The organism is Planosporangium flavigriseum (assembly GCF_011947225.1).
Lineage (GTDB): Bacteria > Actinomycetota > Actinomycetes > Mycobacteriales > Micromonosporaceae > Planosporangium > Planosporangium flavigriseum.
In genome coordinates, this window is record NZ_JAATVW010000001.1 from 403,470 (window position 1) to 427,861 (window position 24,392).

The window sequence follows — 24,392 nt, forward strand, 5'->3', positions numbered from 1 at the left end:
CCCCTCTTGTTGAACAGGGGTGCCTACCGGTACACCTCTCCCCCGGTGGCGACGAACTCGGCCGACTTCTCCTTCAGCCCGAGGTCGATCGCGCCGACCGCGTCGACGCCGTGTTCGTCGGCGTACTTGCGCAGGTCCTGGCTGATCCGCATGGAGCAGAACTTGGGGCCGCACATGGAACAGAAGTGCGCGGTCTTGGCCGGCTCCGCGGGCAGCGTCTCGTCGTGGTACTCCCGGGCGGTGTCCGGGTCGAGGGCCAGGTTGAACTGGTCTTCCCAGCGGAACTCGAACCGTGCCTTGCTCAACGCGTCGTCCCAGGCCTGCGCCGCCGGATGGCCCTTGGCCAGGTCGGCGGCGTGCGCGGCGATCTTGTACGCGATGACGCCGGCCTTCACGTCGTCGCGGTCGGGCAGGCCGAGGTGCTCCTTCGGGGTGACGTAGCAGAGCATCGCGGTGCCGTACATGGCGATCATCGCGGCGCCGATGGCCGACGTGATGTGGTCGTACGCCGGCGCGATGTCCGTCGTCAGCGGCCCGAGCGTGTAGAAGGGCGCCTGGTGGCACCACTCCTGCTGCAGGTCGACGTTCTCCTTGATCTTGTGCATGGGTACGTGACCCGGCCCCTCGATCATGACCTGCACGTCGTACTCCCAGGCGATCTTCGTCAGCTCGCCGAGCGTCTTCAGCTCGGCGAGCTGCGCCTCGTCATTGGCGTCGGCGATCGAGCCCGGCCGCAGTCCGTCGCCGAGCGAGAACGCGATGTCGTACTGCGCGAAGATCTCGCACAGCTCGCGGAAGTGCGTGTAGAGGAAGTTCTCCTCGTGCCGGGCCAGGCACCACGCGGCGAGGATCGACCCGCCCCGGGAGACGATGCCGGTGACGCGCTCGACCGTGAGCGGCACGTACGACAGCAGCACCCCGGCGTGCACGGTCATGTAGTCCACGCCCTGCTCGGCCTGCTCGATGACGGTGTCCCGGTAGGCCTCCCAGGTCAGCTTCAGCGGGTCGCCGCCGACCTTCTCCAGCGCCTGGTAGATCGGCACGGTGCCGATCGGTACCGGCGAGTTGCGCACGATCGCCTCGCGGGTGGCGTGGATGTGCTTGCCGGTGGACAGGTCCATGACCGTGTCGGCGCCCCAGCGAGTGGCCCAGGTCAGCTTCGCGACCTCCTCCTCGATGGAGGAGGTGACCGCGGACGTGCCGATGTTGGCGTTGACCTTCACCAGGAACCGGTTGCCGATGATCATCGGCTCGGACTCCGGGTGGTTGATGTTGTTGGGCAGGATGGCCCGACCGGTGGCGATCTCCTCGCGGACCACCTCGGGGTCGAGGCCTTCCCGCAGCGCCACGAACTCCATCTCCGGGGTCACGATCCCCTGCCGGGCGTAGTGCAGCTGGGTGACGGTCCGGCCGGCCGCGGCCCGCCGCACCGTCCGGCCCGCGTTGGCGGGGCCGGACGCCGGCCCCACCTCGACATCACCTCGCGAAGCGATCCACTCCGCGCGCAGCTCCGGCAGGCCGACAACCGGATCGCTGCCGGGCCCGGACGTGTCGTAGAGCCGGACCGGCGGATTGTCGCCGGACAGCGTCACCTCCGCGAACGGCACCCGGACATCCGAGCGGGTACCGGTCGCGTAGACCTTGCGCCTCATTGAATAGCCTCCCAGGAGAGCGGGCCGTGCCCGGCCCCGAGCCGCCAATCAGCGGCCTCGACCAAGGCACGGTGGACATAGGACTTCGCGCCTTCCAGCGCCGTACGCACGTCGTCGCCGCGGGCCAGGCGCGCGGCGGTGGCGGCCGCGAAGGTGCAGCCGGTGCCGTGGTTGTTCGCGGTGTCGACCCAGGGCGTACGCAGCAGTTCGACCCGGCCGTCGTGCCAGACCACGTCGACCGCCTCCCCGCCGCCGTCGAGGTGACCGCCCTTGATGACGACCCAGGTGGGGCCGGTCGCGCCCAGCTCGTGGGCGGCCGTGATCGCGTCGTCGACGCATCCCACCTCCCGGCCCACCAGGACCCCCGCCTCGCGGGAGTTGGGTGTCACCACGGTCGCCAACGGGAACAGCTCTTCCAGGTACGCCCGGCGAGCAGCCCCGTCGAAGAGCGAGTCGCCGCTGGAGGAGACGAGGACCGGGTCGACGACGAGCCGCGGCAGCCGCCGGGCCCAGCGGGCCACGACGTGGACGGTCTCGGCCGTCGCGAGCATGCCGGTCTTGACCGCCGCGACAGGCAGATCGTCGAGGACCGCCGAGAGCTGCTCGGCGACGAAGTCCGGCTCGACCGCCTGCACCGCGCGTACCTTCGCGGTGTTCTGTGCGGTCAACGCCGTGATCGCGCTGGTGCCGAAGACGCCGTGCATCGCGAACGTCTTCAGGTCGGCCTGGATGCCGGCGCCGCCGCCGGAGTCGGAACCGGCGATCGTCAACGCCACGGGCGGGTTCACGGCATCAGCTCCTTCACAACGGCGGCCGGGTCGTCGGCGCGCATCACGGCACCCATCACGGCGACCCCGGCCGACCCGGCGTCGCGGCACGCTGCTGCCCGGTCGGCCGACTCGACCCCGCCCAGGGCGTACACGGGTAGGCCGGCACCGGCGCACAGTTCGCGGAAGCGGTCGACGCCGAGTGGCGGGCCGTACCCGGGTTTGGAGGTCGACGCGAACACGGGCGAGAGCGTGGCGTAGTCGCAGCCCTCCGCCACGGCCCGGGCGAGTTCATCCGCGTCGTGGCAGCTGCGCCCGACCAGGCCGCGCGGCGTTTGCGGCCACGGGTCGGCTGCGGCGAGGTGTTGCCCGTCGGGGCCGGCGGTACGCCCGGCCAGCAGCAGCCGGCCGCCGACCGGCGCGAGCACCTCGTGCAGGCGTGCGGCGAGCGCGGCCCGCTCGTCGTCGGGCAGGTCCTTCTCCCGCAGGACGACGGTCCGCGCGCCCCCGTCGACCGCGGCCCGGATCACGTCGGGCAGCGGGTGGCGGGCCTGGCGCCGGTCGGTGAACACGATCACCACTGCGGCATCCCCTCCAGGGGGCTCGACGCCGTGGCGTACAGCCGGCGCGCGATACGCCCGGCGCGGTAGGCCAGCCGGCCGGCGATCACCGCGTGCCGCATCGCCGCGGCCATCTCCTTCGGCCGTTCGGCGCGGGTCACCGCCGAGGCGAGCAGCACGCCGTCACAGCCGAGCTCCATCGCGAGCGCCGCGTCCGAGGCCGTGCCGATCCCGGCGTCCAGAATCACCGGTACGTTCACCGTCTCCCGGATCAAGGCGATGTTGTACGGGTTGCGGATGCCCATGCCGGAGCCGATCGGCGCGCCGAGCGGCATCACGGCCGCACAGCCGAGGTCGGCCAGCCGCCGGGCCAGCACCGGGTCGTCGGTGGTGTACGGCAGGACCGTGAACCCGTCGTCGACCAGGGTCTGCGCCGCGCTCACCAGTTCGACCGCGTCCGGCAGCAGGGTGTCCTCGTCGCCGATCACCTCAAGCTTGATCCAGTTGGTGTCGAACGCCTCCCGCGCCAGGTGGGCCAGCTTGACCGCCTCGACAGCCGTGTAGCAGCCGGCGGTGTTGGGCAGCACCCGCACGCCAGCCTTTTCGATCACGTCCAGCAGGGTGCCGGGCGCGTTCGGGTCGATCCGGCGCAGCGCGACCGTGACCAGGCCGGTGCCGCTCTCGCGGATCGCCTCGTCGAGCACCGCGTGATTCCGAGCGCCACCGGTTCCAAGAATGAGCCGGGAGCCGAAGGCTTCCCCGGCGATGACGAAGTCGTCGCCGCTACCCACCTTGCACCGCCGTGAGGATCTCGATCGCGTCGCCCTTGTTGAGCGACGTCGCTGCCCAGGCCGACCGCGGCACGACCGCGCCGTTGACCGCGACCGCGACGCCGGTCAGGCGGTCGGTCAGCTCCCTGACGAGGTCGGCGACGCTCGCCGGGCCGCTCAGGGTTCGGAGTTCTCCGTTGACGATCAGGTCCACAGCGCCTCCCTGTCCGGTGCGAAAGGTGTGATCCCCTGCGGCGACACCCCGCTGGTGACCAGCTCGGCGACCAGGTCGGCGGTGAGCGGCGTGAGCAGGACACCGTTGCGGTAGTGGCCGGAGGCCACGAGGATGCGGCCGTGGCCGCTGTCCGCGATGTCTCCCTTGAGCGCGCCGAGGATCGGGGCGTTGTCCGGCGTACCGGGGCGCAGCCCCACCGCGATCTCGCTCACCGGGTACTCGACGACCTCGGGGAGCAGCTCGGCGGCGGGGCGCAGCAGGTCGAGGACGGCACCCACGGTGATCGAGGTGTCGAAGCCGCGCTCCTCCTCGGTCGCCCCGATCACCAGCTCGCCGTCGCGGCGCGGTACGAGGTAGACCGGGCGGTTGCGGGCGTAGCCGCGGATGATGTGCCGGAGCGGTGGCTGCGGCGCCGTCACCCGTACGGTCTGGCCCTTGACCGGACGGACCGGAAGGCCGGTCAGCGCCCGCGTGCCCACCCCGGCGGCGACCACGGTCACGTCGGCGTCCACGCCGGCCAGGTCGGTCACCATTTCGGTGACGACCCGACCTTTCAGGGCTGTCCGCAGCGCGGTGAGGACCCGGCGCGGGTCCACCTGGTGGTCCTGCGGGGCGTACGCGCCGCCGCGTACCCGGGGTGAGAGCAGCGGCTCCCGCTCCCGCAGTTCGCGTGCGGTCAGTTCGTGTACGGGCTGGCCGGCCCGCTCGTACACGCCACAGAGGCGCCTGACCTCGCGCAGGTCGTCGTCGGTGAGCGCGACGAGCAGGGTGCCCTCGTCGCGGTAGCCGACCTCGATGCCGGTCGCCTTCTCCAGCTCCGCCGCGAACTGCGGCCAGCGCCCGGCCGAGTCGGCCAGCAGGCGCTGCACCTCCTCCTCCCCGGCGTGGATCTCGGCGGCTGGGGCGAGCATGCCGGCGGCGACGGTGGTCGCCTTCTCGTCGCTGGCATCGAAAACGGTGACGTCGAGGCCGCGCTGGACGCAGCGCCACGCGACGGCGAGACCGATGATTCCGCCGCCGACGACGGCGACCCGCGTGGTCATCTCGACTCCCCTATGGCTTGCAGTAGTTCGGTCACGGCCTTTCCGGGATCGTCGGCCTCGCTGACCGCGCCGACGACCGCGACGCCGTGGGCGCCGGCTCTGGTCAGCTCGCCTGCGCGTTCGGCCGTCACCCCGCCGATCGCGATCACGGGTACGGTCACCGCGCCCGCGACCACCGCGACCCCGCCCACGCCGATCGGGTCGGGCAGTCCGTCCTTGGTGGACGTCCGGTACGCCGGCCCGACACCCAGGTACGTGGCACCGTCGGCGACCGCCCGCCGCGCGGTCTCCGGGTTTCGGGCGGTGGCACCGAGAATCGCGTCCGGGCCCAGGATCCGCCGGGCCGCCGCCACCGGCAGGTCGTCCGCGCCCACGTGACCGCCGTCGGCGCCCAGCGCGAGGGCGATGTGCAGGCGGTCGTTGACCAGGCAGGCGGCACCGGCGTCCCGGCACATCCGCAGGACTTCGCGGGTCAGCTCGTACGCTTCCCGGTCGGTGGTGGCGTCCGGTACGCGTACCTGAATGGTGTCGGCACCCGCCGCGAGCGCAGCGACGACGACGGTGAGCGCGTCGCGTCCCGGACGCGCGTCCGTGATCAGGTGCAGCCGCCCAACAGGGGGCATCAGTCCTCCCTCCCTGCGCCGGCATGACCCGGATCAGGTTCGACGGTCGGGGGCTGACAGCCCCCCTCTCAGCCCGGTTGCACCGGACTCCCGTGGGTGTGTTCTCTGCCGACCCTAAGTCACCTCCGGCAGCCGACACAACGAGGGGGACGGGGTCGCCGGAATCGTCCCCGAGCGCGAAGATCGAACGATGAGGTATGTACGACTTGGCTCGACCGGCCTCAAGGTCTCCCGGATCTGTCTCGGCATGATGAGCTACGGCACCAGCACCTGGCGGGAATGGGTGCTCGGTCAGGAGCAGGCCGAGCCGATCGTGCGCCGCGCGGTCGAGGCCGGGATCAACTTCTTCGACACCGCCGATATGTACTCACTGGGCGCCAGCGAGGAGGTGACCGGACGGCTGCTGTCGGCGCTCTTCCCGAAACGCGACGACTACGTGCTGGCCACCAAGGTCTTCAACCCGATGGGGCCGGGCCCCAACGAGCGGGGCCTGTCCCGCAAGCACATCATGGCCAGCATCGACGCCTCGCTGCGGCGCCTGGGCACCGACCACGTCGACCTGTACCAGATCCACCGCTTCGACCCGGAGACGCCGGTCGAGGAGACGATGGAGGCACTGCACGACATCGTGCGCGCCGGCAAGGCCCGCTACGTCGGCGCCTCCAGCATGTACGCCTGGCAGTTCGCGAAGATGCAGTACACCGCGGACCTCAAGGGCTGGACGCGGTTCGTGTCGATGCAGAACCACTACAACCTGGTGTACCGCGAGGAGGAGCGGGAAATGATCCCGTTCTGTCTGGACCAGGGCGTCGGCCTGATCCCGTGGAGTCCCCTCGCGCGGGGGCTGCTCGCCGGTACGCGCGGCCGGGGCGGCGAGAAGCGCACCGTCCGCGCCAACAACGACGAGTTCGGCGACACCCTCTACACCGACGACGACTTCGCGGTCGTGGACGCCGTCGTGGAGGTGGCGCATGAGCGTGGTGTGAAGCCGGCCCAGGTCGCGCTCGCCTGGCTGCTGTCCCGGCCGGGCGTTGCCGCGCCGATCGTCGGGGCCACCAAGCTCCAGCACCTCGAGGACGCCCTCGGCGCCCTCGACCTCGAACTCACCGACGAGGAGATCAAGCGGCTCGAGGCGCCGTACCGGCCGCACCCGATCCGCGGCCACTCCTGAATTTCAGGATCTTGGAAGATTTGACATCGCATGTGATGTCAAATCTTCCAAGATCTCGGAACCCTTACCGGAAGTCGCGCGACGCCGGGCGTACCGGGAGCTTGAGCGGCGCGAGGTGGTCGGCTCGCAGGTTGACCACCCCCTCGACCCGCTCCAGGATTCCCCGGACGACGAGCGCGGACGACGTCCGGGCGGTTTTCCGGTAACGGCTCCACAACCCCGGCGAGCAGGTGACGTTGAGCATGCCGGTCTCGTCTTCGAGGTTGAGGAACGTGACCCCGGCCGCGGTCGCGGGGCGCTGCCGGTGGGTGACGATGCCGCCGACGAACACCCGCCGTCCGTGCTCGATCGTCTGCAGCCGCGCGACCGGGATCGCCCCCATGCGGTCCAGATATGAACGCGCGAACTGGGCCGGATGGGAGTCGGGCGACAGGCCGGTCGCCCAGACGTCCGCGACCATCCGTTCGACGGCGTCCATGCCGGGCAGCATCGGCGCCTCGATCCCGGTCACCGTTCCCGGCAGCCGGTCCGGCCTCTCCTGAGCGGCGGCGCCAGCCGCCCACAGCGCCTCCCGCCGGGACAGCCCGAAGCACGCGAACGCGTCCGCCGTCGCCAGGGCCTCCAGGTGTGCGGTGGTCAACTCCGCCCGCCGGGCGAGATCGGCCAGGTCACGATAGGGGCCGCCGTCGGCCCGTCGCGCTTCGATGCGCTCGGCCACGCCGACCCCGAGGGTACGCACGGAACCCAGCCCCAGCCGCACCACCCGCCCGCCGCGCCCCCACTCGTACGGCCGCTCCCCCGGCGCTTCCCCGTCGATCGGCGGCTCCAAGACAGCTTTCGCACCGCTGGCATTGATGTCCGGCCGGCGGACCGTCACCCCGTGCCGGCGCGCGTCGTCCACAAGGGACTGCGGCGAGTAGAAACCCATCGGCTGGGCGTTGAGCAGCGCGGCGCAGAACGCCGCCGGGTGGTACCGCTTGAGCCAGGCGCTGGCGTACACCAGATAGGCGAAGCTCATCGCATGACTTTCCGGGAAGCCGTAGTTGGCGAACGCCGCCAGCTTGTTGTACAGGTCGTCGGCCAGCTCACCGGTGATGCCGTTGGCCCCCATGCCGTTGTAGAGCCGGTCCCGGATGGCGCTCATGCGCGCAAGAGAGCGCTTGGCGCCCATCGCCCGGCGCAACTCGTCAGCCTCCTGCGGCGAGAACCCGGCCACGTCGATGGCCATCTGCATGAGCTGTTCCTGGAACAGCGGCACCCCCAGGGTCTTCGCCAGCGCGTTCTCCAGGAGTGGGTGCGGCACCGTCGGCGGCTCCAGACCGTTGGCCCGCCGGATGTACGGGTGCACCGAGCCGCCCTGGATCGGCCCGGGCCGGATCAGCGCCACCTCGATCACCAGGTCGTAGAACTTGCGGGGCTTGAGCCGCGGCAGGGTGGCCATCTGGGCCCGGCTCTCCACCTGGAACACCCCGACCGAGTCGGCCCGGCAGAGCATCTCGTACACCTCGGGATCGGTCAGGTCCATCGTGGACAGATCCCAGCGCAGGCCGATCATGTCGTACGCGTAGTGCAGCGCCGACAGCATCCCCAACCCCAGCAGGTCGAACTTGACCAGCCCCACCGATGCGCAGTCGTCCTTGTCCCACTGCAGGACCGTGCGGCCCGCCATCCGGGCGTGCTCCACCGGGCACACCTCGATCACCGGGCGGTCGCAAATGACCATCCCGCCGGAGTGGATGCCCAGGTGCCGGGGGAATGTCAGCAGTTCGTTGGCGTACTCGACGACCTGTTCGGGAATCTCCTCGTTCTCTTCGACCTCGCTCCACCGGTCTATCTGCTTGCTCCACGCGTCCTGCTGACCGGGCGAGTACCCGAACGCCTTCGCGATGTCGCGTACCGCCGACTTCGGTCGGTAGGAGATGACGTTGGCGACCTGGGCGGTGTGGTGCCGGCCGTACGTGGCGTAGACGGCCTGGATGACCTCCTCGCGCCGGTCGGACTCGATGTCGACGTCGATGTCGGGCGGCCCGTCGCGCTCCTCGGACAGGAACCGCTCGAACAGCAGCCCGTGCCGGACCGCGTCGACGTTGGTGATGCCGAGCGCGTAGCAGACCGCCGAGTTGGCCGCCGAGCCCCGGCCCTGGCAGAAGATGTCGAGCCGGCGGCAGATCTCGACGATGTCGTAGACGATCAGGAAGTACCCGGGGAAGTCCAGCTTCTCGATCATGTCCAGCTCGTACTCGAGCTGTGCATATGCCTTGGGGTGCTCCCCGCGCGGGCCGTAGCGGCGGGCCGCGCCGCGCATGGTCAGGTGGCGCAGCCAGTCCATCTCGGACAGGCCCGGCTCACCGACGGGGTAGTCGGGCAGCCGCGGGGCGACCAGCTTGAGGTCGAAGGCCAGCTCGCGGCCGAAAGCGGCGGCCCGCTCGACCGCACCGGGGTACGCGGCGAAGCGCTCGGCCATCTCCGCGCCGCTGCGCAGGTAGGCGGTGCCCGCGGCAGGCAGCCAGCCGTCGATCTCGTCGAGGCTCCGCCGCGCCCGGACCGCGGCGAGGGCCGCGGCCAGGCGGCGGCGCGCGGGCGCCGCGTAATGCACGTTGTTGGTGGCGACGCATCCCAGCCCGGCGGCGGCTGCCAGGTCGGCGAGGGCGTCGTTGCGCTCGTCGTCACCCGGGTGGGCGTGGTCGGTCAACTCGACGGCGACGTGTTCGGCCCCGAACAGGGCGGTCAGCCGGTCCAGCTCCCTGGCCGCCGCGTCGACCCCGTCGGTGAGCAGCGCGGCGGGCACGTGGCCCTTGCGGCAGCCGGTGAGCACGAGCACGTGGTCACGCAGCTCGGCCGCGACCTCCTCGAGGTCGTACACCGGGCGCCCCTTCTCCTCTCCCCGCAGGTGTGCGGTGGACATGACCCGGGACAGCCGCGCATAGCCTTCCGGGCCTTTCGCCAGGACGAGCAGGTGCCGGCCGACCGGGTCGAGCTCTCCGTTCTGCGGACCGGGCAGGCCCAGCGACAGCTCCGCCCCGAAAATCGTCCTGATGTCGAGCGCGCGGGCCGCCTCGGCGAAGCGCACCACGCCGTAGAACCCGTCGTGGTCGGTGATCGCCACCGCTTCCAGGCCCAGCCGGGCGGCCTGCTCGACCAGCTCCTCGGGGTGGCTCGCCCCGTCGAGGAAGCTGAAGTTGGAGTGGCAGTGCAGCTCCGCGTAGGGGGTGGCGCCCCCGCGGCGCGGAAGCGGCGGTGCGCTGTACTCGGGCCGCTTGCGGCTCCACGCCGGCGAGTCCCCGCCGTCGGGGCCGTCGGCGAGCGGGTCGATGACCGGTGGCATGCGGCGCCCGGACAGCACCCGCTCCATCCGGGACCACGGAACATCCGGATTGTTGAAGCCCATCAGCGTTCCCCGTCAGTCATAGACCGCCTCCAGTACCCATTGGCCGCCGGACAGCGCCACCAGCAGGGCCTGGCCGTCGGAGAGCAGCAGTTGGAACCGCACCCGCCGATCGGCCTCCGCCGGCGCCCACCAGCGCTCCTCGACCGGCCACGGGCCGGCCCAGCCCCACACCTCCACCGGCCGGGCGTCGCCGATGGTGACCAGTGCCGGCTCCCCGGTCACCGCCAGCCGGCCGGTGACCCCGACCGGCGTGCCGTCGGCGGCGGTGACACCGATGGGCAGCGGCTGGGGCAGGACCGTCGCCGGGGCGGGTGGCGGCAGCCGGCCCGGCCACGGCTCACCTGCTCCACCGGAACCGCGCTCGTCTCCCCAGGGCACCAGCCGGACCCGGTCGGCGGCCGACCGCCCGCCCCCGAGTTCGGCGAGCACGACGGCCTCCGGCCCGAGCAGGCCCTGTACCCGGGTCAGGGCGCGGTGCGCCCGGTCGCGCTCCTCGCCCGCCTCGCCCCACAGCCCCAACTGGAGGCCGGCATGCTCGACCACCCCCTCGGGGACCAGGCGCAGCGCGACCAGGCCGGAGGTCGCCACGGAGCGCTTTCCCGCCGTGGTCAGCCAGCCGTCGAGCTGCCATCGCACCCGGTCGGCGATGGCGGCGGCGCTCAGCAGCCCGTCGTGGCGCCAGGTGCGGTACAGCTCCTCGCCGTGCACGGTGCGCGCCTCGATCCCCAGCCGGGTGCAGGCCAACCCGTGTCCGGCGAGGCGCTGGTGCAGCCGCTCGGCGAGGGTACGGGCGGCGAACGCGGCGGCGTCGACCCGGTCGACCGGCTCGTCGAACTCCTCGCTGACGTCGAGGTCGGGTGGTGGCTGGCGGGGCGCCAGGGGCTGCTCGTCCCGTCCGGCGGCGAGTTGGTGGGCGAGCGCCGCGTCGAACCCGAACCGGGCGAGCACGTCGCTCGCGGGCAGCGCGGCGAAGGCTCCGAGGGTGTGGATGCCCAGTCGGCGCAGCAGGTCGACGAGGCTTGGCCGGCCCAGCGCGGCGACGTCGAGCCCGGCGAGGAAGGGGGCGGTCCCGCCGGGAGGGATCAGCCGCCCGGCCCGCGCGGCGAGGGTCGCGGCGAACACGCCGTCGGCGATGCCGGCCTGCGCCTCGACGTCGCACACCTGCGCGATGTGCTCGACCAGCAGCTCCGCGGCGGTCTCCGCGCTGCCGAAGTAGCGGGCCGGGCCGCGGGCGGCGACCGCGCACACGCCGGGCCGGACCACCTCGACGCCGGCGGCGAGTTGCTCGACCGCAGCCAGTACCGGCTCGAACGCGCGGCTGTCGCGACCGGCGTCGTGGTCGACGATGACCAGTTGCGGGCAGCGCCCCTGCGCCTCCCGCCGGCGCAGGCCTCGACGGACCCCGTCCGCGCGGGCCGCGGGCGAGCAGGCGAGCACCCGACCCGCGTGCAGGACAGCCACCGGTCCGTGGGCGGGCACGCCCTCGACGATCTCGGCGGCTATCACCGGCCAGTCCGGACACCACAGCACCAGCGTCCGCACGCCCGGTTATCCAGTCGCCCGGAGAGCGGCACCCTCGGCGCCCATCGTGGACGGCGCAGGCGCCAACGACCGCTCCAGGTGGGCGGCCAGCGGCCCGGACGCCTTGGGCCACCACACCTCGGTCCGCTTGGGCGCGGCGGCGGCCCCGCGCCCGCGAGACATGATGGTGAGCTGCCGGCAGCGCAGCCGACCGCGGCCCTGGCCGAGGCCGTGCCACACCCCGCGTACCGCGTCGAGGGTGATGTCGGCGCCGTCCCACCGCCCGTACGACACGAGGACACTGCCGCGCTGCCGCGCCCGGGCGGCCAGCCGGCTTGCCGTCGACGGGGCGATCGGACCGGGCGGCGCGGCCACCACGATGTCGACGCCGTCGAGCAGCGCCGCGACGATCGTGGCCCAGTCGGGCCCCGGGTAAGGGACGAGGGCCAGCCGGTCGAGGGCGATCCCCGCCTCGGCGGCGGCGACGGCGCCGAGCGTCGGCACCCCGACGACAGCGCACCAGGAGCCGGCCCCGGACGCGGCGGCCAGCAGCGCGAGAAGAAGAGAGGTCGCGCCGGTGGACCGGGCTTGCTGGGTCTGGTGGGCCTGGTGGGTCGGGCGGGCCAGGCCCTCGACGGAGACCTCGGGAGCGGTGCCGACGGTGGCGATCGCGACCGTGGCGCCGCGGCGCAGCCCCCGACCGGGCAGCAGCGCTCGTAACTCGGGCAGAACCGGCAGGAGCCGCTCACTGCCGAACGCCTCGGCCGCGTGGTCGCTGGCCCGCCGGATCGTGCCGGTGAGAGCGGCCGCCCGTACGATGGCCAGCCCCTTGCCGGACCGGTCGCCCGATGTTCGCGTCGCCGGTCTCAGCACTTCCGGCGCCGGAGTTACCGCCAGCGAAGCCGATGCTGGCGAAGTAGCTGTGGATAGGCCAGCCACCGCGGCTGCTCCCCCCGTTGATGATCCCTCCCGAGCCCCCAGCCCGGGTGACATGAGGCGCGCGTGCGTTTGTCAGCGCGCGCGTCGTCAGCGCAGGTGTCGCTGCGCGTGTGTTGTCAGCTGGCCAGGCGGCGGCCGTCCAACAGCGACTGGTAGGACAGGCCGAGCGCTACTTCCACGACCGCGATGAACTGCTCCGCGGATCGGATCAGGTCGTCGGCCTCCCGAGCGGTGACGACCCGGGGAATGCCGGCCTCGGCGGCGGCCCGCTTCGAGGCTCCGGCGGCGAAGAAGGAGGACCACTCGCTCAGCTCCGGCGCGACCAGGACCAGTAGCTCCCAGACGCTGGTGAGGCGGCTGCGCCGGCCCGGTGCGGGGCGGGCACGGGCGGCGAGCACGGCGGCGGCGGCGCGCAATGCGGCGAGGTGGGCGGTGGCGTAACGCAGCCCGTCCTTGCGGGTCTCGGCCGCCTCTTCCAGCCCTTGCCGGGCCAGCGAGAGCAGCTCCCGAGGGCTGCGGTGAGGCAGCGCATGCGCCGGAACGGGCAGTTCCTGACGCCCATCCTGGTCGGTAGCGGACCTGGGGCCGGGCACTCTCTTAGCTTGGCGCGTCGTGCTCGTCGCTCGGCTCGTCGGCATCAGGTCTCCCTCAGGGGCGCGTGCTTGTCGAAGACTGCTGCGGAGGAAGACGCAGCAGCGTGCCGGCCGGGCGTGGAGCTTCCCCACACCACGCCCGGCCAGCGGACCGCCAGCCGCCGCCCGGGGGTCGGGGGCGCCGGCTGGCGGTCCCGCTGTGAGGCCGGCCCGCGATGACCGGACCTCGAGCGGTCGCGAACCGCTGTCGGAAGAGACGCCGCGAATCGCCCCTTCCGGCGATCGAACTAGTGTTCGAACTTGACGCAAGACTACACCGGACCCCCGACGAAAACTCAAGAGCCGCGGAAAATTTTCGAACAGAAGTTCGAACCGCACCGATCGGGCAATGGCGAGTGGCCAGGGGCCTGGTCGACTCCCGGCGCGCCGTGGACCGGTACGCGCCGCGGTGAGATCCAGCGGGATTTAACCTCTGGTACGCGAAGATCCGAACGCAGACCGGAGGCACGAATGACGGCGGGGTTGGTCCTGCTCCACCCGGTCCACGCGCTCACCACCGAGGAAGCGTGACGGCCCAACGCGCGCTGAGTGCCTCCGGCACTCGAGGCGCGGCCCGTCCCGCCCTCGGCGCCGTCCTGGTCGTCGTCTCCGGCGCAATGTTCGCGGTCAACGGCACCGTCTCCAAGCTCGTCCTCCGTGCCGGAATGGATCCGCTCCAGCTCACCACGCTGCGGTCCACCTGCGCGTTCATTGGCCTGCTGGTGCTCACCCTCGCACTCAACCCCCGCCGCCTGCGCTTCACCCGCCGCGAACTGCCACTGCTGCTCGGGTACGGACTGTCGGGCTTCCTGCTCGTACCCCTGCTGTACTTCATCTCGATCAGCCGGCTGCCGGTGGGCATCGCGCTGCTGTTCGAGTACACGGCGCCGCTGCTCGTCGCGCTGTGGGCCAGGTTCGGCCAGCGCCAGCCCGTACGCGCACGGTTGTGGATCGGTCTGAGTCTGAGCCTCGCGGGGCTGGCCGGGGTCGCGGAGATCTGGGGCGATCTACGCCTGGACCCCGTCGGCATCGTCGCGGGCCTCGGCGCGGCAGCCCTGCTCGCCGTCTACTACGTAGTCGGCACCCGCGGCGCGGCCCGCCGTGATCCGGTGTCGCTGACCTGTCTGGCATACGGGACGGCAGCGCTCGCGGGCGCCGCCGTCCGGCCGTGGTGGCACTTCCCCACCCACCTGCTGAGCGCCGAAAGCGGCGGCCTGCCGGTCTGGCTGCTGTGCTGCTACGTGGTGATTCTCGGCTCGATCACGCCGTACCTGCTGCTCACGGTGGCGCTGCAGCACCTGCCGCCCACCAGCACCGGCATCATCGGGATGGTCGAGCCGGTGTTCGCCAGCGCGGTCGCCTGGCTCGCCCTGGGCGAGGCGCTCACCCCGGTCCAGTTGGGAGGCGCCGCATTGATCCTCACCGGCGTCGTGCTCGCCGAGACCGCCCGGACGGCCGTGCCGGAGGCCGTCCCCGAACTGCCACCTACCTGAAGAAGTTTGCCGACTGATCAGCCAAGATGGACCCATGCAGCTTCACCCCAACGCACAGGCGGTGCAGGACGCGCTCGACCAGGCCAGCGCACGCGACGCCGAGGGCCGACCGAGCACGGTCCGGGTGCTGCCCGACGCGGTCCACACCGCGGTGGCGGCCGCGGCGGCGCTCGGTGTGGAGGTCGGCCAGATAGCTAACTCGCTGATCTTCGACGCCGACGGTGAGGCGCTGCTCGTCCTGACGTCGGGCGCGCACCGGGTGGACACCGCGAAGGTCGCCACCCTTGTCGGGGCGATGAGGGTACGCCGGGCCACCCCCGACTTCGTGCGCCGACACACCGGACAGGTCATCGGCGGGGTCGCCCCGCTGGGCCACCCCAAGCCGGTACGCACCCTCGTGGACACCGCGCTGGCAGGGTACGACCAGATCTGGGCCGCCGGCGGCATCCCGCAGGCCGTCTTCCCGATCACGTACGCCGAACTCGTCCGCATCACGTCAGGCGCCCCGGCCGAGGTGGCGTGAGAACCTCCCCACCACCGGTCTCACCGGGTTCGCGTACGGTCCTACATGTCGACGGTGACCACGACGTGCGCGGCTGGAACGGGAGGGACGACCGGTGATGAGGCTGGTGCGGTGGCAGCCCGAAGACCTGGTCCACCGGCTCGACGACGTGATCGAGGTCTACGGATCGGCCATGGGCTACAACGCCGAGCTGCTGCAGACCAGGCGCGGGTACGTGGCGGCGCACGCCGGCCGGCCCGGCTTCCGCGGGGTCGCCACGCTCGGTGACGACGGCTCGCTGCTCGGCTTCGGGTACGGCTACACCTCGACCCCGGGGCAGTGGTGGCACGACCAGATCAGGGCCGCGCTTCGCCGGGACGACGGCAAGGCGTGGATGTCGGACTGCTTCGAACTGGTGGAACTGCACGTACGGCCGGCCGCGCAGGGGCACGGCATCGGCCAGCGGCAACTGCGGGCACTGCTGTCCGGCGTCGGACACCGCACCGTCCTGCTGTCGACCCCGGAAGCCGACGAGGACGTCTCTCGCGCCTGGCGGCTGTACCGCCGTTTCGGCTTCGTCGACGTCCTGCGTGACTTCTACTTCCCGGGCGACGACCGCGCGTTCGGGATCCTGGGCCGGTCCCTGCCGCTACCCGCGCACATCGCCGCTTGAGCTAGCGGTTCGCCGGGGTGGCGCCCATTCCCAGGTGGTGCCAGATCTCCCGGGTCGCCGTGGACCGGTTCAGGGTGATGAAGTGGATGCCCGGCGCGCCCTCGGCGAGCAGCCGGGCGGACAGTTCGGAGGCGACCTCGACGCCGATCTCCCGTACCGCCGCCGGGTCGTCGGCGACCGCGCGGAGCCGCTCGGCGAGGTCGGCCGGGAAGGCCGCGCCCGACAGCTTCGCCATCGTCTCGATGCTCTTGACGTTGGTCACCGGCATGACACCGGCGATGATCGGCACGTCACAGCCCCGGGCGGCGACCCCGTCACGCAGTCGGGCCCAGTCCTCCCAGCGGAAGAAGAACTGCGTGATGGCAAAGTCGGCGCCGGCCCGGCACTTGCGCACGAAGTAGTCGATGTCCGTCTCCAGGTCGGGCGAGCGCGGGTGCTTCTCCGGGAACGCGGCCACCCCCACACAGAAGTCGCCGCTGGAGCGTACGAGTCGAACCAGCTCATCGGCGTACTGCAGGCCCTCGGGGTGCGCCACCCACTCCCCCTGCGGGTCGCCCGGCGGGTCGCCGCGCAGCACGAGCATGTTGTGGATGCCCGCCTCGGCGTAGTTGCCGATGACACGGCGCAGTTCGGCGACCGAGTGGTTGACCGCGGTGAGGTGCGCCAGCGGCAGCAGCGTCGTCTCCGTCGCGATGCGTTCGGTCACCGCGATGGTGGTGTCACGGGTCGAGCCGCCCGCACCGTACGTGATGGACACGAACGACGGCTTCAGCGACTCCAGTTCGCGGATCGCCTGCCAGAGCAGCCGCTCGCCGTCGGGAGTCTTGGGCGGGAAGAACTCGAACGAGAACGTCGGCCCCGAAGAACGCACCAGATCGCCGATCGAGGGCCTCTCACCGGGCATCACTGATGGGAGTCCGAGAGCCATGGCTGGGACGTTACCCAAGATGGGCCGGTATCCGCCCTGGTTGTCCCGGTAGGTGGAGCGTGATCTCCGCCGCGTACCGGCGCTGACGAACCGTCAGACCCCTGCGGTACCACTGTCCTCGCGGGGGTCCGCACAGATTCGGGGGTCGCGACACCGTAGGCGTCAACCAGACGGAGGTTGCGTGATGACGCCGTCGCGACGACTGGACTCCGACCCGGAGTCCATCGGAGCGTTACTCGTACGGGTGCGGCTGGCGTCGGGCCGGTCGCAGTTACGCGTGGCGGAGTTGTTGTGCGCGGCGTCGGGCGTGCCGACCCTGACCCGCCACGAAGTCTCCCGCTGGGAACGGGAGGAGCGCATCCCGAGCCAGCGCTGGCTGCGGTGGCTGGCGGTGGTGCTCGACGTGCCGCTCGACGAGCTGGAACGCGCCACCGCCGTCGCCCGGGCCCGGCGCGGTGACGGTGCCGGGCGTGGCTGGACATTACGGATGTTCCGGTCGGGAAGCTGCTGCGTGCCGCCGGTGCTCGGCGTACTGCACATAGCTGGACGGTCGCGCAGGTCACAGCCGACCACGAGCGGCGGGTCGCCGGGGGGTGCCGCCGGGGCCCGGGCCGGATGAGACTAGGTTCGGGTGTCGTGACGGCGGCTGTGTTGGACCGGGCGGACCTGCGTACGCGGGTGGATGCGGCCCTCGGCACGTTCCTGGCCCGCAGGCGTGACCACCTCAAGAGCATCGACGAGGCGCTGCTGCCGGTCGCCGACGCGATCGAGCAGTTCGTGCTCGGCGGGGGCAAGCGGCTTCGCCCGGCGTTCGCCTACTGGGGTTACCGGGCCGCCGGCGGGGCCGACCGCGACGAGGTCGTGGCGGGCGCGGCCGCGCTCGAGTTCGTCCAGGCCAGCGCCCTCATCCACGACGATGTGATGGACGGCTCCGACACCCGCCGGGGCGAGCCGGCCATGCACCGGCGCTTCGCGTCGCTGCACCGGGGCTCGAAGTGGCTCGGCGACCCGGACGACTTCGGCACGGCCTCGGCGATCCTGCTCGGCGACCTGTGCCTGGTGTGGTCGGACGACATGCTGCACAGCAGCGGCCTGGACCCGGTGACCCTGGCCCGGGCGCGCGGCGTCTTCGACGACATGCGCACCGAGGTCACCGTCGGGCAGTACCTCGACATCCACACCCAGGCCACCGGCGACACGTCGCTACAGCGGGCCAGCCTGGTGGCGCGCTTCAAGTCGGCCAAATACACGGTGGAGCGGCCGCTCCTGCTCGGCGCCGCCTTCGCGGACGCGCCGCCAGAGATCTTCCGGGCGTACGAGGCGTTCGGCCTGCCGCTCGGCGAGGCGTTCCAACTGCGCGACGACGTCCTCGGGGTGTTCGGCGATCCGGCGGTGACCGGCAAGCCGGCCGGCGACGACCTGCGGGAGGGCAAGCGCACCTACCTGGTGGCGGCGGCGTTCGAGGCGGCCGACGGGGAGCAGGCTCGGCAGTTGCGCGAAGGGCTGGGCGATCCGAACCTCGACGAGGCGGGCATCCAGCGGCTTCGTGAGATCATCACCACGACCGGGGCGTTGGCCCGCACCGAGGAGCGCATCGCCGAGCTGACCCGGTCCGCCCTGGCGGCGCTGGGCACCGTGCGTCTCGACCCCGAGGGTGTCGAGGTGCTGACGCAGTTGGCCTCGGCCGCCACCCGTCGCTTGACCTAGGGATGCGCCTCCCGGTGCCCCAGCCACACCCACACCGACAGGGTCGAGAGCACGAGGGCGAATCCGAACGCGAGGTCCTCGACCGGCGCGTACGCGATCCGCAGGCCCAGGATCGTCTCCGGGTCGTAGCGCACCACTCCGAGCCCGGTCAGCAGGCCGTTGGACAGCAGTTGAAACCCGAAGATGATCGGGTACGTGGCCCAGAACGTCCCGCGGGCCACGAGCCGGGTACGCAGCACCGCGACATCGAGGACGAGCGCGGCGAGCACCCCGAACGCCGCGGCGGCGGTGTAGGTCATGACCGGCGCCACCGGGCCAGTACCGTGCGGACCGCTTCGAAGCCGAGCACCGCGCAGACCGGTACGACCAGGAAGAACAGGAACTCTTCCAGCGGCAGACCGCCCGGCAGCAGTACCCCGGTGGTCTGGTCCGAGTCGAAGGTCCAGTGCCCGGCGGCGATCGCGGCCAGGTCCCACGCCGTGAACACGACGACGACGGGCAGCAACGTCAACAACAGGCGGCGCCAACGACGCAGCACGCCCACCCGCAGGACCGGCTCCAGCCAGATCGCCGCCGCGAAGCAGCCGAGCAGGACGCCGAGATAGATGAGGTGGCGCACCGATTCGACCGGTCAGAAACCCAGCGCCTGCGCGCGGCGCTTGACTTCTCTGGCCCTGTCACCCGACAATGCCGTCGCCGGGGTCCCCGGAATCGTTTCGTCCTCCGTATACAGCCACCGGATGGCCTCTTCGTCGTTGTACCCGGCGTCACGCAGCAACGTCAGTACTCCCGGGAGGTGCTTGCGCACGGTGTCGCCGGCTACGAGTTCCGCAGGCACGCGCAGCACACCGTTACGCCGCACCGCGATAAGTTCGCCGTCCCGCAGCAACTGGTGCACCTTGGTGATCGGAATTCCCAGCAACTCGGCGATGTCCGGAAGCACCAGCCAGCGCTGCGGCTCCCCACTCTGATCGGTCACCCTTTCACCCTGCCATGTCCCGCATGTAGAGATCCAATAGATTCCCGTCAACCGCAACAGTACGAAGAACCAGAGACGGTACTGAAAGGGACAGCGTCGTGAAGCCCTGGGACATAGTGCGCCGGGAGGTCACCGGTGTGTGGCGTTCGCTCCGCTACGACCTCGACCACCATTCGAAGGCCAAGGCCGGCGTCGAGTCCAAGGCCGACTTCGAGTCCAAGGTCGACTTCGAGCCGACCGTCGCCCTGCCCGTTCTCCGGGCGCGCGATGCGGAACAGTCGCGCGATGCGGAACAGTCGCGCGATGCAGAACAGTCGCGCGATGCGGAACGGCAGAGCATCTGGACGCCGCTGCGCGACCCGCGCCGGTTGGTGGCCACGCTGAGCGTGACGGGCGCGATCACCGCCTCGGCCATGGGGGCTTTCTTCGCCGTCACGGGCAGTCTGGGAATCACGCTCGTGGACGCGCCCGCGACGCCGTCGGCCCCGCAGACGGCACCGGCCAGCGCGCCACAGTCCGTGACGTCCGCCACACAGCGCCAGCTCCCGACCACGGCGCCGCCTCGGCCGTCGCCGTCCGCGTCGGTACGCGTGTCGCCAACCCCGGCGACCCGCCCGTCCGTCACAGCGAAGCCCAGCCCGTCCGCCTCGGCGACCACCACGCCGCCGTCGCACAGCCCGGCGCCGGAACCGATGCCAGCAAGTACGGTCAGCCACACCCCGCTACCGGCCGTCACGCCGTCAGCCACCACGACGCCCTGATTAGCAACCCCGGCACGTCTCACCAAACATACGGCCTACATCCGCCGTACACTCGCTGCCGATGGACACGACAGTCGCCGACTCCCTCATCGGGGCGCTCATTGACGGACGCTACCGCGTTCGCGCGCGGGTCGCACGTGGCGGAATGGCGACCGTCTACACCGCGATGGACGAGCGCCTGGAGCGCACCATCGCGCTGAAGATCATTCATCCGACGCAGGCCAACAAGCCCAGCTTCGTCGAGCGGTTCACCGACGAGGCGAAAGTGATCGCACGGCTGACCCACCCGAACGTGGTCGCCGTCTACGACCAGGGCACCCACGAGGGCCTGCCCTACCTGGTGCTGGAGTACGTGCGAGGCCGGACACTGCGGGAGATCCTCGCCGACAAGCGGCGGCTCCAGCCGGCCGACGCGCTAGCGATCATGGAGCAGATGCTCTCCGCGATCGCCGCCGCGCACCGCGCCGGACTCGTGCACCGCGACGTCAAGCCGGAGAACGTCCTGGTCGCGGAGGCACCCAACCAGAGCCTGCTCGACAGCGTCGTCAAGGTCACCGACTTCGGGCTGGCCCGGGCCGTCGAGGAGGCCAGCACCGACGCGCCGAGCAGCGCCGGTCAGCTCCTCGCGACCGTCGCCTACGTCGCGCCGGAGTTGGTCACCGAGGGGCGCGCCGACCCGCGGGCCGACGTGTACTCGGCCGGCCTGGTCCTCTTCGAGATGCTCACGGGCCGGGTGCCCTACGAGGCGGAGCGGCCGGTCGAGGTCGCCTGGCAGCACGTCGACCGGGACGTCCCGCCCCCGTCGCGGTACGTGCCCGCCCTGCCGTCGGTCCTCGACGACCTCGTCACGCACGCGACCCGCCGGGATCCGGACGCCCGCCCCACCGACGCCGGCGCGCTGTTGGCGGAGGTTCAGGAGGCGCGCGACGCCGTCAGCGCCGCCGCCGAGCCCGCCCGGACGCGGCCCGAGGCCGCACCGACGGTGATGGTCCCGCGGTACGACACCGGCCGGAACGCCGACGCGACGGTGTCGATGGACGCGACGGTCCATCTGGGGCCGCCTCCGACGGCCACCGCCCCGCTGCACGTGGACCCGACGCTGGCGCAGGACCGGCCGGAGTGGGCGCGGCTGCCCCAGGCCCGTCCCCAGCCGCCCCGCCCACGCCGGGTCCAGATCGAGGACGACGAGCCGGCCGCGGGTGGCCTCAGCAACCTCAAGAAGCGGGTGCTCGGCAGCCCTCGGGGACGGCTGACGATCGCCGCCATGCTGGCCGTACTCGGCCTGCTCGTCGCCGTCGGCGGCTGGTGGTTCGGGATCGGCCGCTTCACCACCGCGCCGGAGCTGGTAGCTCTGACGAAAGCGGACGCGATCAGTTTCGCGCAGAGGAACGGGTTCAGCGTGCGCTTCGACTCGGGGCGCTACGACGAGAAGGTCCCCAAGGACACCGTGGTGGCGCAGGACCCGGGGGCGGGCCGGCGGGTCGTCGGGGGCAGCACGATCACGTTGTCGCTGTCGCTGGGCCCCGAGCGCTACCTGGTGCCCGACGAGGCGGGCAAGGACGCCGTCCTCGCGCAGAACGAGTTGACCAAGCTCAAGCTCGTCGTGCAGGTCACGCAGGTGTACGACGACGTGGTGCCGGCCGGAATGGTCGTGAGCACCGACCCGCCCGCGCAGACGTCCGTCAAGCCCGGCGCGAAGATCGTGCTCAGGGTCAGCCGCGGTCGGGCGCCGGTCACCGTGCCCGGCGTGATCGGGCAACCGCTCGACCAGGCGCAGGCGACGCTGACCTCGATGGGCCTCAAGGTCGTCACCAGCCAGCAGGACAGCCCGAAACCGGCGAACACCGTACTGACCCAGGACCCCGTCGACGGTACGGGCGTCGAGCCCGGCACGACGATCACGCTCACGGTGAGCAAGGGGCCCCCGCTCGTCGCCGTGCCCGGCCTGGTCGGCCGCAACGCCGTCGAGGCGCGGCAGGTCCTCGCCGGACTGGGCCTGCAGGCACAGGTCATCGGTGGTGGCACGGTTCGCATTCAGAACCCCCCGGAGGGTCAGCAGGTGCCACCGGGTACGACGATTGTGCTGTGGTGCTTCGGGTAGATCAGGATGCGGTTCCCCGGTCGTTGATCGGCGGCCATGCGACGGTTTCCGGTGGGCTGGCCAAGGCGGGTCTGCGCTACCTGGAGCGCAGTGAGGCCGAGGCCGTGCAGGTGTACGTGTCCAACCCGCGCGGCTGGGCCCTCGCAGCCGGCGATCCGCGCCAGGACGAGGCGTTCGCCACCGGCTGCGCCGACCGGGGCGTCGCGGCGTACGTGCACGCGTCGCTGCTGGTCAACCTCGGCTCGCCCACGCCGGCCACGGTTGAGCGCTCCGTCGCCACGCTGGAGCACGCGCTGACCCGGGCGGCGGCGATCGGCGCCCGCGGCGTCGTGTTCCACGCCGGCAGCGCGGTGGACGCCGAGCACGCCGACAAGGCGGCCGACCAGGTACGCGAGACGCTGCTGCCGCTGCTCGACAAAGCCGCCGCGGCCGGTTGGCCCAAGCTGCTGGTCGAGCCGAGCGCCGGGGGCGGCCGCTCCCTCGCCGCGCGGGTGGAGGACCTCAGCCCGTACCTCGACGCGGTCGACCGCCACCCCTGGCTGGGCACCTGCTTCGACACGTGCCACGCCTGGGCCGCCGGACACGACCTGGCCACGCCGGGCGGCATGACCGCGACGCTCGACGCGCTGGTGTCCGCCGTCGGCCCGGACCGGCTGTGGCTCGTACACGCCAACGATTCCAAGGACGCCCTCGGCTCCACCCGCGACCGGCACGAGTCGATCGGCAAGGGCACGATCGGTGCGGCTGCCTTCGGCGAGTTGCTGGCGCATCCGGCGGCTGCGGGCGTACCGGTCGTCGTGGAGACGCCCAACGACGACGGCGTGGGGCACCCCGCCGACATCGCGCTGCTGCGGTCCCTGGCCCCTCGCCCGTGATCAGCGAGAGTCTGGGGCGTTATAGCGCCCTAAACTCTCGCTGATCATGACAAGACGCGGGTGAGCACCTCGATCGCCCGGTCGATTCCGGCGTCGTCGACGTCCAGGTGCGTGACCAGGCGTACGGTGCGCGGGCCCAGCACAGACACGAGTACGCCCGCCGCACGGGCGGCGGCGGCGACCGTGAGCGCGTCCACCGGGGCCTTGGTCAGGTCCAGCGGCACAATATTGGTCCGCACCGACTCGGCATCGACCACACCGAACGGGGCCAGAGCCGACGCGAGGCGCCGGGCCCGGGCGTGGTCGTCGGCGAGCCGGGTGATGTGGTGGCGCAGCGCGTACTGCCCGGCGGCCGCGAGAACCCCGGCCTGCCGCATGCCGCCGCCCATGCGCTTGCGGATCCAGCGGGCCTTTTCGATCTTCTCCGCCGAGCCGACGACGAGCGAGCCGACCGGCGCGCCGAGCCCCTTGGACAGGCAGACCGACAGGGTGTCGAACAGCCGCCCGTAGGTGGCGAGGGACACCTGGTCGGCGACGTGGGCGTGCCAGATCCGGGCGCCGTCGCAGTGCAGGGCGACGCCGGCGGAGTCGGCGACCGACCGCAGCCGCTCCAGGGTGGCCAGCGGGATGACCCCGCCGCCGCCCCGGTTGTGGGTCTGCTCGACCGCGATCGCGCGGGTCGGCACCGCGAAGTACCCGTCGGGGCGGATCATCGCCGCGACCTCGTCGGGGTCGATATCGGCGCCGCGGGCCGGCCAGGTGCGGCTGGACACGCCGCCGATGGCCGCCGCGGCCCCGATCTCGTACGTGACGACGTGCGCATCGGCGTCGCAGAGCAGTTCCTCGGCCGGCGGGACCACGAGCTGGATCGCGATCTGGTTGGCCATCGAACCGGTCGGGGCGAACAGGGCCGCCTCGTGCCCGAACAGGGCCGCGACCTCGGCCTGCAGCGCGTTGATCGTCGGGTCCTCGCCGTACACGTCGTCGCCGACCTCGGCCGCGGCCATCGCGGCGAGCATGGCCGGGGTCGGCTTGGTGACCGTGTCGGAGCGAAGGTCAATCACTGGTGTTC

Annotated in this window: 25 protein-coding genes and 1 riboswitch; of the genes, 9 read left to right on the forward strand and 16 right to left on the reverse strand. The window is 71.8% G+C overall.

Annotation, left to right across the window (positions count from 1 at the left end; genetic code table 11):
• Positions 1–23 precede the first annotated feature (23 nt).
• From thiC to thiE, 7 genes are all read right to left on the reverse strand, one after another.
• Complete coding sequence (gene thiC, locus HC028_RS01705) at positions 24–1,652, reverse strand: phosphomethylpyrimidine synthase ThiC (RefSeq protein ID WP_168071909.1); 1,629 nt, start codon at positions 1,650–1,652, stop codon at positions 24–26.
• The gene (thiD, locus tag HC028_RS01710) at positions 1,649–2,440 is read right to left on the reverse strand and encodes a bifunctional hydroxymethylpyrimidine kinase/phosphomethylpyrimidine kinase (protein WP_168071910.1); all 792 of its coding nucleotides are present in this window, start codon (positions 2,438–2,440) and stop codon (positions 1,649–1,651) included. The genes thiC and thiD overlap by 4 nt, the downstream gene beginning before the upstream one ends.
• Positions 2,437–3,000, reverse strand: coding sequence for a thiamine phosphate synthase (locus HC028_RS01715; protein ID WP_168071911.1), 564 nt, complete (start codon positions 2,998–3,000; stop codon positions 2,437–2,439). Before HC028_RS01715 ends, thiD begins: the two co-directional genes overlap by 4 nt.
• Positions 2,994–3,770: a thiazole synthase gene (locus tag HC028_RS01720; protein WP_275408219.1), complete on the reverse strand. Its 777-nt coding sequence runs from the start codon at positions 3,768–3,770 to the stop codon at positions 2,994–2,996. Before HC028_RS01720 ends, HC028_RS01715 begins: the two co-directional genes overlap by 7 nt.
• The gene (thiS, locus tag HC028_RS01725; RefSeq protein WP_168071912.1) at positions 3,763–3,963 is read right to left on the reverse strand and encodes a sulfur carrier protein ThiS; all 201 of its coding nucleotides are present in this window, start codon (positions 3,961–3,963) and stop codon (positions 3,763–3,765) included. The genes HC028_RS01720 and thiS overlap by 8 nt, the downstream gene beginning before the upstream one ends.
• On the reverse strand, positions 3,954–5,027 hold the full coding sequence (thiO, locus tag HC028_RS01730) for a glycine oxidase ThiO (RefSeq protein WP_168071913.1): 1,074 nt from the start codon (positions 5,025–5,027) through the stop codon (positions 3,954–3,956). The genes thiS and thiO overlap by 10 nt, the downstream gene beginning before the upstream one ends.
• The gene (thiE, locus tag HC028_RS01735; protein ID WP_168071914.1) at positions 5,024–5,650 is read right to left on the reverse strand and encodes a thiamine phosphate synthase; all 627 of its coding nucleotides are present in this window, start codon (positions 5,648–5,650) and stop codon (positions 5,024–5,026) included. Before thiE ends, thiO begins: the two co-directional genes overlap by 4 nt.
• A riboswitch (TPP riboswitch) is annotated at positions 5,644–5,754 on the reverse strand. Its footprint overlaps the gene before it by 7 nt.
• A gap of 86 nt (positions 5,755–5,840) precedes the next feature.
• Between thiE and HC028_RS01740 the strand changes: the two genes are divergently transcribed.
• Complete coding sequence (locus tag HC028_RS01740) at positions 5,841–6,821, forward strand: aldo/keto reductase (RefSeq protein ID WP_168071915.1); 981 nt, start codon at positions 5,841–5,843, stop codon at positions 6,819–6,821.
• A 64-nt stretch (positions 6,822–6,885) separates the two neighbouring features.
• Here HC028_RS01740 and HC028_RS01745 read toward each other — a convergent pair whose 3' ends face one another.
• The 4 genes from HC028_RS01745 to HC028_RS01760 all read right to left on the reverse strand — a co-directional run bounded on the left by HC028_RS01745 (position 6,886) and on the right by HC028_RS01760 (position 13,262).
• Entirely contained in the window at positions 6,886–10,209 is a 3,324-nt protein-coding gene (locus HC028_RS01745) for an error-prone DNA polymerase (protein WP_168071916.1), read from the reverse strand.
• Positions 10,210–10,221: 12 nt separating this feature from the next.
• Positions 10,222–11,751 carry a DNA polymerase Y family protein gene (locus HC028_RS01750; RefSeq protein WP_239075328.1) on the reverse strand — a complete coding sequence of 510 codons (1,530 nt, stop codon included), beginning with the start codon at positions 11,749–11,751 and terminating at the stop codon, positions 10,222–10,224.
• 6 nt (positions 11,752–11,757) lie between these two features.
• On the reverse strand, positions 11,758–12,600 hold the full coding sequence (locus HC028_RS01755; protein ID WP_373313844.1) for a hypothetical protein: 843 nt from the start codon (positions 12,598–12,600) through the stop codon (positions 11,758–11,760).
• A 185-nt stretch (positions 12,601–12,785) separates the two neighbouring features.
• On the reverse strand, positions 12,786–13,262 hold the full coding sequence (locus HC028_RS01760; RefSeq protein ID WP_239075329.1) for an SAV_6107 family HEPN domain-containing protein: 477 nt from the start codon (positions 13,260–13,262) through the stop codon (positions 12,786–12,788).
• Positions 13,263–13,828: 566 nt separating this feature from the next.
• Between HC028_RS01760 and HC028_RS01765 the strand changes: the two genes are divergently transcribed.
• From HC028_RS01765 to HC028_RS01775, 3 genes are all read left to right on the forward strand, one after another.
• The gene (locus HC028_RS01765) at positions 13,829–14,794 is read left to right on the forward strand and encodes an EamA family transporter (RefSeq protein WP_203981168.1); all 966 of its coding nucleotides are present in this window, start codon (positions 13,829–13,831) and stop codon (positions 14,792–14,794) included.
• Between the two features lie 34 nt (positions 14,795–14,828).
• Complete coding sequence (locus HC028_RS01770) at positions 14,829–15,317, forward strand: YbaK/EbsC family protein (RefSeq protein WP_168071918.1); 489 nt, start codon at positions 14,829–14,831, stop codon at positions 15,315–15,317.
• 97 nt (positions 15,318–15,414) lie between these two features.
• The gene (locus HC028_RS01775) at positions 15,415–15,969 is read left to right on the forward strand and encodes a GNAT family N-acetyltransferase (protein ID WP_168071919.1); all 555 of its coding nucleotides are present in this window, start codon (positions 15,415–15,417) and stop codon (positions 15,967–15,969) included.
• A 1-nt stretch (position 15,970) separates the two neighbouring features.
• Here HC028_RS01775 and metF read toward each other — a convergent pair whose 3' ends face one another.
• Positions 15,971–16,897, reverse strand: a complete 927-nt coding sequence (gene metF / locus HC028_RS01780) for a methylenetetrahydrofolate reductase [NAD(P)H] (RefSeq protein WP_168071920.1) — start codon at positions 16,895–16,897, stop codon at positions 15,971–15,973.
• A gap of 184 nt (positions 16,898–17,081) precedes the next feature.
• Between metF and HC028_RS01785 the strand changes: the two genes are divergently transcribed.
• Positions 17,082–17,516: a helix-turn-helix domain-containing protein gene (locus HC028_RS01785; protein ID WP_168071921.1), complete on the forward strand. Its 435-nt coding sequence runs from the start codon at positions 17,082–17,084 to the stop codon at positions 17,514–17,516.
• Positions 17,517–17,548: 32 nt separating this feature from the next.
• Positions 17,549–18,604, forward strand: a complete 1,056-nt coding sequence (locus HC028_RS01790; protein WP_239075340.1) for a polyprenyl synthetase family protein — start codon at positions 17,549–17,551, stop codon at positions 18,602–18,604.
• Here the strand turns inward: HC028_RS01790 and HC028_RS01795 are convergent.
• From HC028_RS01795 to HC028_RS01805, 3 genes are read right to left on the reverse strand one after another with little or no spacing between them, the layout of a single operon-like run.
• Positions 18,601–18,903, reverse strand: coding sequence for a lycopene cyclase domain-containing protein (locus HC028_RS01795; protein WP_168071923.1), 303 nt, complete (start codon positions 18,901–18,903; stop codon positions 18,601–18,603). The genes HC028_RS01790 and HC028_RS01795 overlap by 4 nt on opposite strands.
• Positions 18,900–19,223, reverse strand: coding sequence for a lycopene cyclase domain-containing protein (locus HC028_RS01800; protein ID WP_168071924.1), 324 nt, complete (start codon positions 19,221–19,223; stop codon positions 18,900–18,902). The genes HC028_RS01795 and HC028_RS01800 overlap by 4 nt, the downstream gene beginning before the upstream one ends.
• A 12-nt stretch (positions 19,224–19,235) precedes the next feature.
• Positions 19,236–19,583, reverse strand: coding sequence for an Rv2175c family DNA-binding protein (locus HC028_RS01805; RefSeq protein ID WP_168071925.1), 348 nt, complete (start codon positions 19,581–19,583; stop codon positions 19,236–19,238).
• Between the two features lie 98 nt (positions 19,584–19,681).
• On the opposite strand from HC028_RS01805, the gene HC028_RS01810 reads away from it, so the two are divergent.
• From HC028_RS01810 to HC028_RS01820, 3 genes are all read left to right on the forward strand, one after another.
• The gene (locus HC028_RS01810; protein WP_168071926.1) at positions 19,682–20,344 is read left to right on the forward strand and encodes a hypothetical protein; all 663 of its coding nucleotides are present in this window, start codon (positions 19,682–19,684) and stop codon (positions 20,342–20,344) included.
• 61 nt (positions 20,345–20,405) lie between these two features.
• Positions 20,406–22,445: a Stk1 family PASTA domain-containing Ser/Thr kinase gene (pknB, locus tag HC028_RS01815; protein ID WP_168071927.1), complete on the forward strand. Its 2,040-nt coding sequence runs from the start codon at positions 20,406–20,408 to the stop codon at positions 22,443–22,445.
• Positions 22,433–23,320, forward strand: a complete 888-nt coding sequence (locus HC028_RS01820; RefSeq protein ID WP_373313845.1) for a deoxyribonuclease IV — start codon at positions 22,433–22,435, stop codon at positions 23,318–23,320. Before pknB ends, HC028_RS01820 begins: the two co-directional genes overlap by 13 nt.
• A gap of 44 nt (positions 23,321–23,364) precedes the next feature.
• Here the strand turns inward: HC028_RS01820 and HC028_RS01825 are convergent, their stop codons facing one another.
• Complete coding sequence (locus HC028_RS01825; RefSeq protein WP_168071928.1) at positions 23,365–24,384, reverse strand: threonine aldolase family protein; 1,020 nt, start codon at positions 24,382–24,384, stop codon at positions 23,365–23,367.
• Positions 24,385–24,392: the final 8 nt, after the last annotated feature.

What these genes read in the sequence shown, in the direction of transcription:
- HC028_RS01745 (WP_168071916.1), bottom strand. Translation starts at nt 10,209, where the DNA reads ATGGGCTTCAACAATCCGGATGTTCCGTGGTCCCGGATGGAGCGGGTG.
- HC028_RS01795 (WP_168071923.1), bottom strand. Translation starts at nt 18,903, where the DNA reads ATGACCTACACCGCCGCCGCGGCGTTCGGGGTGCTCGCCGCGCTCGTC.
- pknB (WP_168071927.1), top strand. Translation starts at nt 20,406, where the DNA reads ATGGACACGACAGTCGCCGACTCCCTCATCGGGGCGCTCATTGACGGA.
- HC028_RS01775 (WP_168071919.1), top strand. Translation starts at nt 15,415, where the DNA reads ATGAGGCTGGTGCGGTGGCAGCCCGAAGACCTGGTCCACCGGCTCGAC.
- HC028_RS01740 (WP_168071915.1), top strand. Translation starts at nt 5,841, where the DNA reads ATGAGGTATGTACGACTTGGCTCGACCGGCCTCAAGGTCTCCCGGATC.
- thiE (WP_168071914.1), bottom strand. Translation starts at nt 5,650, where the DNA reads ATGCCCCCTGTTGGGCGGCTGCACCTGATCACGGACGCGCGTCCGGGA.
- metF (WP_168071920.1), bottom strand. Translation starts at nt 16,897, where the DNA reads ATGGCTCTCGGACTCCCATCAGTGATGCCCGGTGAGAGGCCCTCGATC.
- thiO (WP_168071913.1), bottom strand. Translation starts at nt 5,027, where the DNA reads ATGACCACGCGGGTCGCCGTCGTCGGCGGCGGAATCATCGGTCTCGCC.
- HC028_RS01770 (WP_168071918.1), top strand. Translation starts at nt 14,829, where the DNA reads ATGCAGCTTCACCCCAACGCACAGGCGGTGCAGGACGCGCTCGACCAG.
- HC028_RS01785 (WP_168071921.1), top strand. Translation starts at nt 17,082, where the DNA reads ATGACGCCGTCGCGACGACTGGACTCCGACCCGGAGTCCATCGGAGCG.
- thiC (WP_168071909.1), bottom strand. Translation starts at nt 1,652, where the DNA reads ATGAGGCGCAAGGTCTACGCGACCGGTACCCGCTCGGATGTCCGGGTG.